Below are 13484 nucleotides of genomic sequence, written 5' to 3' on the forward strand. Positions count from 1 at the left end.
ATTGCTATTAATTATTCCACAAGTAACTTGACTACTTTATATTGTTTGTATTTACTCTTAATTTTACAAAAGTATAATCCGGAAGTTAACTGCTGTCTATTTAGAGGTATTTCGTTTTTGCCTGTTACAGCTTCAAACGGCACTTCTTTTACAAGCGAACCTAATTGATTATAAACTTCCAACACCGCAGTTTCCGATTGTACTGCTGTAAAATGAATAACCGTATTGTTTTTCATTGGGTTTGGTGCTGCAAATATGTTTATGTTTTCATCATTTAAAGCTTCTACCGAAAGTGTTTTACTTGTTGAAAAACGAAGTTGTTGTAAATTCATTTCTTTAGTCTCTACCTCGCCATTATTCGCCAACATGGTAAATACGATAGAGGTAACATCATTTAAATCCATATCTGTTCTCATTACAGATTTAAACTCGGTAAACGGAATGCTAAAATCTTGCATGGCATCGGTTAAATTTATAGCTGCTTTATATTGGTTTTCCCAATTGCTAACACTTGCTTTTACCAATCGAATTATTAAAGTACCTGTACCTTTTGCTTTTAATTGAAAGCTATTATAATTAGATAAATCTATAGGATTAAACTTAGGGGTTAAAGCTCTATAGGCTGCAACATATTCGCTGGTGGTTGCCGTTAATTCTATATTACGTTCTATTGGATATTCATCATCATTAAATTGCTCATCGTTTGTTTGAATAATATAGCTACTAATACTTGTACTTGGTGCAGCATCATCATAACCCCAAGGGCCATCAGACATAAATAAATCGTCTGGTGTAGCAATACCATCACCTATTCTAAACCCAATATCAAACAGGCTACCTGCATCTACTTCTACATTAGAAATATAATTTCCATTTAAATCAATTGAAGACGACACATAATTAACTCCTTCGGTTTCGGTTGATCTTAATCCGCCATCAAAAACCACATTATTACTTCTGTTAGTGTTTACTATTTGTAAATCTAGCTTCCCATTATGGTAATGTCCTTTTCTAACAAAAACCGTTGGCGGTGTAGAATTGTTATAACTTGCAATGGGCTTTTGCACTTCTAATAAACTTATCACTTCTTCTCCAAGTCTTAATAAATCATCTAAAGAATTAGACCATATTTGAAAATTATAAAAAGGGACATTTTTCTCATATTTATCTAAGGTCCAATGACTCTCTATAGCAAAACCGGTATCATTATTCACGGATTTAGCCGATAAACTTAATACAAACTCTAATGAACCATCAATATTTCTGATTAGTGATTTTATGAATTTTTGCTCTCTAATTTCTATGGTTGACACCGAAATTAATTGAGCTCCTAACAATCTATCGCAAATGTATTTGGTGTGCTCGTAAACACCTTTTTCGGTTTTAAGAAGTAGTACAGAAGCCACGGCTTCATCATTACGCATATAATCTACCGAGTATAAATCGGTGGCATTGGTAATGCTCAACAAATCTTTAGGAGACGAATCTATTACATAATCTTCATTTATTATATCTAACGGAATAAAATCTAATAATTGAACACCTACTTTTCCAGAAGCTACTTTTCCGTAGCGTGATGATTTAGAAAACTTTTTAGCAATACTTTTATCAAACTTATAATTGTTTTTTGTGCGATTAAAATTTCGTTTACTAATTTGTTGAGACAATCTGTTATTACTTTCTAATCCACCAGCATTGGCTGTAGAAGTAGGCGCTTCAATAACAGGGCAAGCAGCATAACCAGAACACGAAGGATCTTCACAATCTATTAATCCGTCGCCATCATCATCAATACCATTGGTGCAATCTTCTTGTGGTACAGGCGCTGTAGGGCAACGTGCGCCATCATTTTGAGAACTTGAAGGTCCGAATGCAAAAAGATTAGAATCCATAGTATTTGTACCATCTAAATCTTGTACATTTTGAATGACATAAATAGTTCCTGTTTGATTAGAAGACACATAAAACCGACCAGATGCATCAAAATAAACAGCGCCGTAAGTATAATTTAAACCAGAAAGAATTGGCACTTCGCCCATGCTTTCTATAATTCCTGTTTCAGCATCAATACGATATAAAATATTTGTGTTTTTTTCTACGGTATATAGTTTCCCATCTACGGCATTAAATGCCCAATCATGAATACTTAAATTTTGCGTTAAGGTTTTCGTTGCTATATAAGCCCCATAATTATCTGATTCAGGATTTACATCTATAGCATAATAACTCGTTCCTCCTCCTTTCAAATAATACACACCTTCTGCACTTACATCACCCACATAGCGTCCGCTAGTTGGTAACTCATCTACATAAAAAATTAAAGTAGAGAAATCTTTACCAATACGGACAATAGATTTTGAAGGAAAACTTAAAGAGCCCCATATAAATCCATCGGTTGGATTATATGCTGCAGCATTTACAGTTCCTTCAGTTATATCTGTTGCTACTGCATATGAATTTCCCGAAGCTAAATCGATCGCATAGACATCGTTATACTGAAATAAATAAGCGTTGTAGTCGCAATTAAATGGCGTGTCCTGAGCATTAATACTCAGATAACAAAAAGCTAATAATAGTAATATTCTTTTCATGATATAATAGTTTATATCACAAAATTAGGGTTGAAAGATTCCTTTAATTTTTATTTTCGTTAGATCAAAATTAAGTGTAGACGAATGGTATTTATTAGAAGTTTAGCGCATTAAACACTAATAAATTAGTTTAAACCGAAATTGAATTTAAAGCAAGTTCAATCGTTTCATTAATTCGGGTCTGTTAGAGCGACTTACAGGAATAACATCTTTTTTTATTAGCACACTATTATCTTCTATATCAATTATTTTTTGAATATTAATAATATAAGACCTGTGTACTTTTAAGAATAAATCGGTTGGTAGTTTTTCTTCTATTTTCTTTAGTGTAGAATGTACCGTATAATTTTTATCTTCGGTTTTTACATGAATATAATCGCCTTTAGCTTCTACTAAATAAATGCTAGGAATATCTATTTTTATTAAACGTCTATCGATATTAACATATAAATCATTTCCTGAAGTAGTCTCACCTTCTGATGACATTGTTACTTTTGAAACTGTAGACACAGCCTTCTGAATGGCTTTTTCAAAACGCGGTAAGGCAATAGGTTTTACTAAATAGTCTACAATACAATCATACTCAAAAGCTTCAATAGCAAACTTTGAATCACTTGTAGTTAAAATTATTTTAGGTGGATTTTTTAATGTTTGAATAAAATCGAACCCTGTAAAATCGGGCATGTGTATATCTAAAAATATTAAATCGACTTCGTTCTGATTTAAATATTTTATAGCTTGAATGGCATTTGGAAATTCTTCTAACACATTAAGACTAGGTACACTTACACAAAGTTGTGATATAATAGCTCTGGCAGTTGCCTCATCATCAATAATAATACAATTCATAAAAATACTTTATAGCGTAGCTAAAAAGGTTGTTATGGCATTAAGAATGTTTTCAAAATCTTCTTTACCAACTGAGCTATTTTCTTTTAAATTATCTTCAAAAGATGCTGCCACCTCATAACTTTTTTCTAGCCCTAAAATACTAATTTTATGTTTAAGTTTGTGTACAATTTCTGCTGATTCTTTAAAATTAGCCGATTTTATATGTTTAAAGTAGATACTTTTTTCTTCTGGAAATTCTGTTTTAATTATTGAAACAAGTTTTTCTTCAAAGGCTTTATCGCCTCCAGATAAAGCATGTATATATGATAAATTGGGCTGTTCCATCTTTATTTTTTTAATGTGAAGTAAAAAGTTGAACCAACACCATATTCAGATTCTATCCAAACGTTTCCTTCATATAAATCAACTATTTTCTTTACAATAGACAAGCCAATACCTGATGATTCTTTGCTTCTATTAAGGGAATGAAATATTTTAAAAATCTGATCATGATACTTTTCTTCAATACCAATACCATTATCTTTTATTGAAAACTCATAATGAGTTTCTTTGTCTGTAAAATCAATTTCTATAATACCACTATCTTTATCAATAAACTTTATAGCATTACTAATTAAATTTTGAAATAATTGTTGTAGTTTAGTTCTATGACCTCTTACTGTTGGTAAGGAGTTATTGATTGTTATTGAAACATGATCTGGAACATACAGTATGTTTTTTAAATCTTTTACAAGAGTATCTAAATCAACATGAGTTAGTCCTTCATTTTCGGCTCCTACACTTGAATAACTTAACACATCTGAAATAAGCTGCTCCATCTTCTCCAAAGTGGTTTCAATTAAACCGAAATTTTGTAGACTCGTTTCATCTAGCTTACCTTCATTATCTTCTTTAAGCCAACTAACAAGCGCATTAATACTTCGTAATGGCGATTTTAAATCATGTGATACCACATGCGCATATTCTTGTAACTCATCATTACTCTTTTCTAATTTTATAAGTAATTTTTCTTTTTGATGCTCTAAACTTTTTATACCTGTTATATCTAAATGAATCCCAATAGAACCTATAACTTCTCCATTTAAATTATAATTAGGCGCGCCACTTATTAGCCAATGTTTTATGTCTCCTTGTTTATTTTTTATTTTTAATTCATAAGAGTTAGAATTACCCTTTTGTCTTTTTGAATTTTCTTTTTTAATAATTTTAGAACCATCTTCAATTGTAAATATTTCAGAAGCTATATTACCTACTAATTCATCTTCAGTATATCCAGACATTTCAATAAAACTCTGGTTTACCATTAAAACTTCATCGTTGTTATCAACCTCTAATAAACCCAAATTCATATTAGCAATAATATTACTATACTTTTGTTTTTGAGCTTCTAAACTCTGGCTATAATTTCGCCTTAATGTAACATCTCTATAACTCCACAAATGGCCTTTGTATTCATTATTTCTAAAAATAGGAATATAATCTCTTTCTAAAATTTTACCATTAGCCATTTTTAACTCATCGCCTAAAACAACCTCCCTTTTGCTTAAAACTTCATCTATCTTAAGCACAAAATTTTCTGGGTCTTTGAACAAACTTTTACTTAATTCGGCAGCATTAGTACAATCTTGCCCTATCATTAATTCTGGAGAAACTGGTATATTAAATATTTCGCAAAACTTTTTATTTGTAAGTGCTATTTTCCTGTTTTCATCTTCTAATAAAACAGCACTATCTAAATTTAAAATTAATGTTGACAATCTTTTTTCAGACTCAATCAACATATCTTCTGCTTGTTTTGCTTTGGTTATATCTCTAACAATACCTTGTGCAGCAACAGGTTTTCCTTTATCATAAATTATACTAGCATTGATATGGACTAGTTTAGCCTCTCCTTTTCTTGTAATAATATCTAAATAAAAATCTGTAAGTGAGCCTTTTTCAAGAAGTTCTTTAAACGATTTTCCAACACGTTCTAACTCAGATGGTTTTGCCATTTTAAGTAAATTATAATCTACTTTAGCATCCTCAAAACCTAATAACTCTACAGCTGCATCATTCAATTTAAGAATATTTCCAAGAAGATCCATAATAACATAGGCATCAACAATATTCTCAAAAACACCTTGTAATTGCGAATCGGTTCTATCTAATAATGTTTCTAACTCTGAATAAGATTTTTCTAATTGCTGCTTAGCACTATACAATTCGGCAGCCTTACTTTCTAGAATTTTCTCAGCTTGTTTTCTAGCAGCTTTCTCACGAGCAAGTGCTCGCTTTAAAATGTCAATCTCACTTTGACTCATTAATTTTTCTTAATTAAGAACTTTACTTCTGTACCGTCTTCTTTTATTTTTTCTAATTCTATGGTTGCTGTAGCATCAAAATGTTCGAAGGTTTTATTCATTAAACCCAATCCGAAATGATGCATCGCTCTACTTGATTTGTAAATCATGACCAATGAATTTTCTGTTCTTTCAACAACTTCAAAAGATGGTAACTCGGCATCTGGATAAATTTTCCTTACTTCTACATGAATATGATTTTCTATAGAAGCTAACATTTCTATGGGATCTTTATATCTTGCTAAAAGCCCTGGGTAACTTTGTTCTAAAACACTAAAAAAATGTTCGGCATATACCAATAACAAATCGTCAATTGAAATACTAGTATGCGCACTTAAATGCTGTAATAACTGAAGCATTTCTGAAAACTTATAGGTTCCTACAGATGTGTATATACCTTCTGAATCTAAACTAGATTGTGAAATAATTTTATCAACTACTTCTAGACCAAACTTAGATTCCACTAAATCTAAAAACTCTGTAAAAACAATACCTTTCATCCTAAATTCGCTTTAATTCATTAATACTCCAATACGCTAATAACTTCTCTATTTTAGAAACATAATCCTCATATTTCAAAGGTTTTAAAACATATCCAGCTATACCAATTTCATAACATTCTAATAAATCTTTTTGATTGTTAGATGTTGTTAAAACAATGGTTGGGATAAATTTTAATGCATTATCTGCTTTTAAAATTTTTAAAAATTCGATGCCATCAATTTTTGGCATGTTTAAATCTAATAAAATTATATCAGGTAGTTCCTCTTTTTTTTCTAAAATTACTAAAGCTTCCTCTCCGTTATTTGCTTCAATAATTTTATGATTGAGTTTAAGTGATGAAATCGTTCTATTAAATTTCATTATTTCAATCATATCATCTTCTATAAGAAGAATATTTAGTGTGTTTGTCATTACTTTTCAAGTATTTTTAAAGTGAAAGTACTGCAAATAGATAAACGAGTAGATAGACTTCGCTTACTCGAATTTAAGTGTAGACGAATGACGGATAAGTGTCGACGAATGGAAACGGTATTTTTTCTTATTTAACCAAAATTTTCTTTTCAAAACTACTTTTCGGAGCTTCACAAAGGGAACACTCATAAGTTTCTGAAAGACTTTCAAAAGGTGTGTACGGCTCTATATTTTGAGTCATATCGCCATAAACTTCATTGTAAATAGTTAAGCAATCTTTACATTGATAGACTTCTTCCTCTGTTGTATCTTTTTTGACTTCTAGTGTTTTTTCTTCAATGTTTTCAGACCCTAATTGTTCGAAATACAACTGACTCAATTCCATCAATAAACCAGGTAATTCAACCTTATCTACATCTTGTACATGCATGATATACTCTCTGGTATTCGGGTCGAAATTTTTAGCATACAGCAGATTATAAGTATCTCTGATAACAAAATCGCCTGAAACTTCTGGTTGCTTATTTTTTTCAACAACAACCGATGTAAAATTATAAGTATCACTACCATAATTTGAAATACCAAAGGTTAAACCGTAGGTACTAATATCGTTCTGATCAAAATTAGTAACTAAATATTTCTTAAGACTTAGAGCGTCTTTATCGTTAACGGGTAAATGCCAATTTAATTCGAGCATAGAATGGCGTACATTAATACCATATCTGCCTAAAAACTTCTCCCATTGTATTTTAGAATCGATAGGAATTCCTTTTACAATAAAAGATTTCCATGGGGTTATTGATATTTTACCAATTTTACTTTCAGCGCATAACTCACACATAGCTTTTAAAAAGGATAAATCGTATCTGTTGTTTCTCCAATAAAGACCCAACCAATATTTATCCATAGCAATTCTATTCATGCCCTCGTAATACGGAAATGGGTAAAATGGCACCTCCAAAGGTTTATCTACCGTTCTGTTATTAGTGTCGATAGCATCACTTACTAAATCGAAAACAGTTTCAATAGTTTCTGGTTCTTCTTGCAAAATATTTTCTATAGCAAGTTCTATTTTATCCATGTCCCAACTATAAATAAGCGCAGGATACATTTCTGTTTTTTTCCATTCTGGAAGTCGAACATACAGGTACCAATAATCTTCATGTTCTGAAGCTATAAAGTTTATATGTCCTGTAAACAAAGGCACTAAACGTTGTTTAGGATCGGTAATATTTAATCGTAATTTAAGTTTATGCTTAAATTGTTCAATAACATACAAATACCTATCACTAGTAAGCCATGAGGTACTTGGCAAAATATCGGCAGACACATAAGAAGACGCTATATTTTCTATGCCATCTCTTTTGGGTTTTATAAATTGAAGTTTATCAAATTGACTAAACTTAGTTTCATCAATATCTTCAGGAAAAATAATATCTTGTCTGGAACCAAAAGATATAGCGTCTAAACCTAAACTTTCTGCAGCTTCACATATATATTTAAGCTCGCCCGGAGATAACACACCTCCATTTATTAGTAATCTATATGGTTCTTTTATCATGCCAATACTTTTGTATTATTCAATATTTCTCGAACTTCTGTTTTACAACTTCCGCAACCTAAACCGGCTCCTGTTTTATTACAAAGCGTTGTAAAATCGGTACAACCATCTTGAATGGCTTCTTCAATATTACCTGCTCCTACCTGACTACAAGAACACACTAATTTACCTAAAACAGGCACATCATTTGAAGCACCTCGTAATAAGGTATTTCGTTTTTCAGACATTTCTATCTTACTTTCAATCATCGTTTTAAATTCGGCAAATTCGTTTTTATCGCCCATTAAAACAGCTCCAATTAAAAGATCATCTTTAACTATACATTTTTTATAGTAACGTTTTTTAATATCGGTAAAAATAACTTCCTCGTAGCTATCATCATTTTCAGGGACATTTATCTCACCAATACTACACAGATTCAAATCGTTAAATTTTAAGATATTCATTAACACCGATCCCTGATACGAACAACTAATATCACCAGCTATAAAGTTTGCTAAAATATTGGCTTGCTCTTCTGCTGCCGACGTAATTCCGAATAACTGATTATTATATTCGGCTATTTCTCCAATGGCAAAAATATCTGGATGCGACGATTGTAAATGCTGATTCACTTTAACACCACGACTACAAACAATTCCGTTTTCTCGGGCTATTTCTATATTAGGAATGGTACCAATAGCATACACAATAGCATTCGCAGTAATTAATTTTCCACTTTTAAGTGTTATGTTTAATTCGCCTGTGTCATCATCATCAAACACCGTGCTTACTTCATTATCAAAATAAATTTGAATCCCGCGTTCTTGTACATCTAACGCCAATAATTTACTAGAGACTTTATCTAACTGACGCTCCATTAATCGCGAAGCACGCTGAATAATCGTGATTTTTACATTTTTGTGTTTCATGGCTGCTGCCAACTCTAAACCTAATAAACCACCACCTACAATAGCAACATGCTGCTCTTCTGCTGGTAATCCTGTGGCATCTAAATAATTTTTAAATGCATCGGCATCACTTTTATTTCGCATGGTAAATCTACCAGGTAAATCTATTTGAACATCCTTTGGAATAAAGGCACGACTTCCTGTGGCCAAAATAAGTTTATCAAAGGTGTATGTTTCACCATCACTAGCGGTAACCACTTTATTTTCTTTATCAATTTTAGAAATAAGTGTTTCAGGATGTACTGTAATATTCAGCTTGTTTAACTCTGCTTTCTTTATTTTAAGAAGTTGTTCCCATGATAATTCCTCGGTAACATACTCAGGTAATAATACGCGGTTGTAAAACAAATTAGGCTCTTTAGAAAACACATGGATTTCATCTACCTCGTTATATTCTCTATAATTTTGCACAAACCTAAAAGCTGCTGCACCTGCACCCGCAATAATTATTTTTTCTGCTTTCTTTTTATATTTTTTAACCGATACAGTCGTGAACTTAAAATCGGGTTCTTTAGACTGCGGATCTATATGTGTATTCGTTAAATTATTGGTTCTATTTAAATCGCTTTGCAACTGTTTTCCCCAATGCATAGGCAAAAACACCACGCCTTTTTTAATAGCATCGGTTACTTTAGCACGCACGCGAACCACGCCATTCGCACTTTTTATTTCTGAAATATCGCCGTCTTTTATCTTATTTAAATAAGCATCTACAGGATTTATTTCTAAAACAGGCGTTGGGTAATGTGTTTTTAAACGCGATACCTTTCCTGTTTTAGTCATGGTATGCCATTGATCGCGCACACGACCTGTGGTTAATATTAAAGGAAATTCGGCATTAGGTTGCACCGACGTATTATTAATACTTTTTGCCACATTAAAAATGGCTTTTTGCGATGGCGTATAAAACTTTTTATCTTCAAATAATCTAGGAGTTCCGCTATGTCTGTACTCTGGCACAGGCCATTGAAACGTGCCTTCGTTTTTTAATCTGTAGTAATTTAAAAAGGACACATCAATCTTCGTCCCTTTGGTCATAGATGCATACTCATCATAAATTTCTTCGGCACTGTTATAGTTAAAACCTCTAAAGCCCATACGTTGCGCAAAATCACAAAAGATCTCGACATCGGGTCTGGCTTCTCCAGGCGCATTAATTTCTTTAGGCAAGTATGAAATGCGTCTTTCAGAATTTGTCATAGTTCCCTCCTTCTCTAACCAACCGGCAGCAGGAAGTACTAAATCGGCATACTCTAAAGTATCCGCTTTATGAGAAATATCTTGAACCACCACAAACTTCGCGTTTTTCATGGCACGCTCAATCTGGTGGGTATTTGGTAAGCTTACTAACGGATTGGTACAAGCAATCCAAACGGCTTTTAATTTGCCGCTTTCCAACGCTTCAAACATTTCGGTGGCTGTTAATCCTGGTTTTGGCGAAATACTATCGACACCCCAAAACTGAGCTACTTCACGTCGATGCTCTTCATTCAGTAAATCTTTATGAACTGCTAATAAATTAGCCATTCCTCCTACTTCACGACCGCCCATAGCATTAGGCTGTCCTGTTAATGAAAACGGTCCTGATCCTGGTTTTCCTACTTGCCCTGTTATAAGCGACAAGTTTAAAAGCGCTGTATTTTTATCGGTTCCAACCACACTCTGGTTAAGTCCCATAGCCCACATACTAATAAAACCTTTAGAAAGTCCAATAGTATCGGCTGCTTTTCTTATTTCTTTTTCTGAAACACCACATAATTTTGATGCTTCTCGTAACGAAGTCCCAAAAATTTGTTCTTTATAATCTTTAAAACCTTCTGTATATTTTTTAATGAATGCTTCATCAATCAAGCCGCGTTTATATAAACAACGGGCAATGGCATTATAAAGAATGACATCGGTTCCTGGGAGTACTTGAAGATGAATATCGGCAAAGTTAGCCGTATCTGTTTTTCGCGGATCGACCACTATAATTTTAACGTCCGGATTCTTTTCTTTATGTTGCTCAATACGTCTGAAAAGAATAGGATGACACCAAGCAGGGTTTGCACCCGTAATTAAAAAACAATCTGCCAATTCAATATCAGCATACGAAATAGGCACACTATCTTCTCCAAATGTTTTTTTATAACCAACCACTGCCGAACTCATGCATAGTCGGGAATTAGTATCTATATTATTGGTTCCTAAAAACCCTTTAGTAAGTTTATTGGCAATATAATATTCTTCGGTTAAACTTTGTCCAGACACGTAAAATGCCACACTATCTGGTCCGTGTTTTTTTATAATAGATTTAAAAACGCTCGCAGCTCTGTCTAAAGCATCGTCCCAACTTACACGCTGACGCGGATGCGACCGACTCCATCGCATTTCTGGATATAAAATTCTATCTGAGGTGTCATTTACAACATAATGTAAATTCATTCCCTTAGAACATAGCATACCTTTGTTAACTGGGTGATCTTTATCGCCTTCAACTAAAACCTTGTTATTAAGGTCTTTTTTAACAATAATACCACATCCAACGCCACAATACGAGCATGTTGTTTTTATTTCATTTTTAGACATTTACACCTGCGTTTTACACGAATTAATAAAATATTTTAATACCAAACAAGTGGCTCTACTTACTATTCTCAATACTTTAATAAAGCTATCTTAAATCAATTAAATTGATAAAATTTAACAACATTAATTAGCTTTTCACTTTTATTGGTTGAAGCTCGCCTGTTAAAGATTCATTAGCTTCAGGCACATTTTCTTCCTCAGCAGAAAACTTAATAGCCAACACTAAAAACCCTGTTGCAATAACCACGAAACCAATAATAAAATAACCTTGTGATACTGCAGAAGAGGATGCTGCAGATTGTGCTACTTTTAAAGCACCTTCTCCCAAGCCTTCATTTGCAACAATGGCTGCTTTTTCGGCTAAAGCCGATTTAGACTTTAATAAAAAGGCTGCTAAAAAAGCCCCAACATTACCACCTGCTCCTACAATTCCTGAAACAGAACCAATGGCTTTTTTATTTATAAATGGTACGACTGAAAAGGTTGCCCCTTCTGCCATTTGAACCGATAAACTAAATAGAATTAAAAATACAACACCTACAATAATACTGGTGGTTGTAGAAAAAGTAACTAACATAACACCTTGTAATGTTAATATGAATGATAAAAACAACACACGACCTCGTAAGCCTTTTAATTTTCCGAATTTATCACCAAAGAAACCACCTAATGTACGGGCAAAAATATTCATTAAAGCGAAAGATAACACGATGTTTCCTGCTGTTAAGCGTTCTAACTGAAAGGTATTTTGAAGGTAATCGTCCATCGTACCATATACGGTAAGCTCTATACCAAAACTAGCAGCGTATACTACAAATAGAATCCAAATTCTATAATCTTTAATCACTTCTAAAAACCCAACCTGATCTTTTTTGGTTGCCACCATTTCGCCTGCAGCTTTTAAATCTTTAAAATTACCTTTTGGAGTATCTTGTGTAAAGAAGAAATAAACCAAGCCCATTAAAAAACAAATAACGCCTGCAATAACCATAGAATATCTCCAAGCATCGGCATCTGCAATACCAAAACTAACTACTGCTACTGCAATTAACGGCATGCCTAAACGGTTAGCACCACCACCAAGATTTCCCCAACCTGCCGAAGTAGCATTTGCTGTACCCACAATATTTGGAGCAAACATTAAAGAGGTATGCACTTGTGTAATTACAAACGATGCGCCTATGAAACCAATAAATAATCTACATACTAAAAACTGAAGCGGTGTTTGTACCAAACCACATAATATAACAGGAATCGCTCCTATTATTAATAAAAATGTATAGCACAATCTCGGACCATATTTATCGCATAATTTACCAATAAGTAAACGTGCAAATACGGTTCCTGAAACGGCTAAAATAATAGAATTCCATTTTTGATCTGGCGTTAAGCCTAGGTCTCTAACCACATCTGGCATAAAGGGTACAATACCAAACCATGAGAAGAAACACATGAAAAATGATATTGAGGTGATCCAAAACGTACGTATGGAAACATCTTTAAGGTTGAATAAATTTAATTTTGTTGCTTTTACTGCTTCTAGATTTATCATAACTAAGTATTCTTATAGCAACAAAATTAAGTATAAATACTTAATTCTAAAACATAAAAATACGTATTATACGTAGAAATGTAATATTGATAATTATAAAATGCCGATTTTGAGGATTTGATAATATGGAGGGAATACTGAATGTTATTATTT

General features: G+C 32.8%; 9 protein-coding genes. All 9 read right to left on the reverse strand.

Features of this window, described 5'->3' with window-relative positions; genetic code table 11:
• Positions 1 to 11: 11 nt before the first annotated feature.
• Positions 12 to 2591: a DUF6923 family protein gene (locus ACH5TW_RS02990; protein ID WP_439335000.1), complete on the reverse strand. Its 2580-nt coding sequence runs from the start codon at positions 2589 to 2591 to the stop codon at positions 12 to 14.
• A 147-nt stretch (positions 2592 to 2738) separates the two neighbouring features.
• Positions 2739 to 3440, reverse strand: a complete 702-nt coding sequence (locus ACH5TW_RS02995) for a LytR/AlgR family response regulator transcription factor (protein ID WP_439335001.1) — start codon at positions 3438 to 3440, stop codon at positions 2739 to 2741.
• A gap of 9 nt (positions 3441 to 3449) precedes the next feature.
• Positions 3450 to 3767, reverse strand: a complete 318-nt coding sequence (locus ACH5TW_RS03000; RefSeq protein ID WP_439335002.1) for an Hpt domain-containing protein — start codon at positions 3765 to 3767, stop codon at positions 3450 to 3452.
• Between the two features lie 2 nt (positions 3768 to 3769).
• Positions 3770 to 5746: a PAS domain-containing sensor histidine kinase gene (locus tag ACH5TW_RS03005; protein WP_439335003.1), complete on the reverse strand. Its 1977-nt coding sequence runs from the start codon at positions 5744 to 5746 to the stop codon at positions 3770 to 3772.
• Complete coding sequence (locus ACH5TW_RS03010) at positions 5746 to 6285, reverse strand: heme NO-binding domain-containing protein (RefSeq protein ID WP_439335004.1); 540 nt, start codon at positions 6283 to 6285, stop codon at positions 5746 to 5748. The genes ACH5TW_RS03005 and ACH5TW_RS03010 overlap by 1 nt, the downstream gene beginning before the upstream one ends.
• 1 nt (position 6286) lies before the next feature.
• Entirely contained in the window at positions 6287 to 6700 is a 414-nt protein-coding gene (locus ACH5TW_RS03015) for a response regulator (RefSeq protein ID WP_439335005.1), read from the reverse strand.
• A 127-nt stretch (positions 6701 to 6827) separates the two neighbouring features.
• A complete protein-coding gene (locus ACH5TW_RS03020) occupies positions 6828 to 8261 on the reverse strand; it encodes a rubredoxin (protein ID WP_439335006.1) in 1434 nt (477 codons plus the stop codon).
• Positions 8258 to 11779 (reverse strand): molybdopterin-dependent oxidoreductase, encoded by a 3522-nt coding sequence (locus ACH5TW_RS03025; protein WP_439335007.1) that lies wholly within the window; start codon positions 11777 to 11779, stop codon positions 8258 to 8260. The genes ACH5TW_RS03020 and ACH5TW_RS03025 overlap by 4 nt, the downstream gene beginning before the upstream one ends.
• A gap of 127 nt (positions 11780 to 11906) precedes the next feature.
• The gene (locus ACH5TW_RS03030; protein ID WP_439335008.1) at positions 11907 to 13331 is read right to left on the reverse strand and encodes an MFS transporter; all 1425 of its coding nucleotides are present in this window, start codon (positions 13329 to 13331) and stop codon (positions 11907 to 11909) included.
• Positions 13332 to 13484: the final 153 nt, after the last annotated feature.

This window comes from Thalassobellus sediminis, from assembly GCF_044386045.1.
Classification (GTDB): Bacteria; Bacteroidota; Bacteroidia; order Flavobacteriales; family Flavobacteriaceae; genus Thalassobellus; species Thalassobellus sediminis.

Bases quoted from the DNA above. Each gene is read 5' to 3' on its own strand.
- ACH5TW_RS02990 (WP_439335000.1), bottom strand. From the start codon at position 2,591: ATGAAAAGAATATTACTATTATTAGCTTTTTGTTATCTGAGTATTAAT.
- ACH5TW_RS02995 (WP_439335001.1), bottom strand. From the start codon at position 3,440: ATGAATTGTATTATTATTGATGATGAGGCAACTGCCAGAGCTATTATA.
- ACH5TW_RS03000 (WP_439335002.1), bottom strand. From the start codon at position 3,767: ATGGAACAGCCCAATTTATCATATATACATGCTTTATCTGGAGGCGAT.
- ACH5TW_RS03005 (WP_439335003.1), bottom strand. From the start codon at position 5,746: ATGAGTCAAAGTGAGATTGACATTTTAAAGCGAGCACTTGCTCGTGAG.
- ACH5TW_RS03010 (WP_439335004.1), bottom strand. From the start codon at position 6,285: ATGAAAGGTATTGTTTTTACAGAGTTTTTAGATTTAGTGGAATCTAAG.
- ACH5TW_RS03015 (WP_439335005.1), bottom strand. From the start codon at position 6,700: ATGACAAACACACTAAATATTCTTCTTATAGAAGATGATATGATTGAA.
- ACH5TW_RS03020 (WP_439335006.1), bottom strand. From the start codon at position 8,261: ATGATAAAAGAACCATATAGATTACTAATAAATGGAGGTGTGTTATCT.
- ACH5TW_RS03025 (WP_439335007.1), bottom strand. From the start codon at position 11,779: ATGTCTAAAAATGAAATAAAAACAACATGCTCGTATTGTGGCGTTGGA.
- ACH5TW_RS03030 (WP_439335008.1), bottom strand. From the start codon at position 13,331: ATGATAAATCTAGAAGCAGTAAAAGCAACAAAATTAAATTTATTCAAC.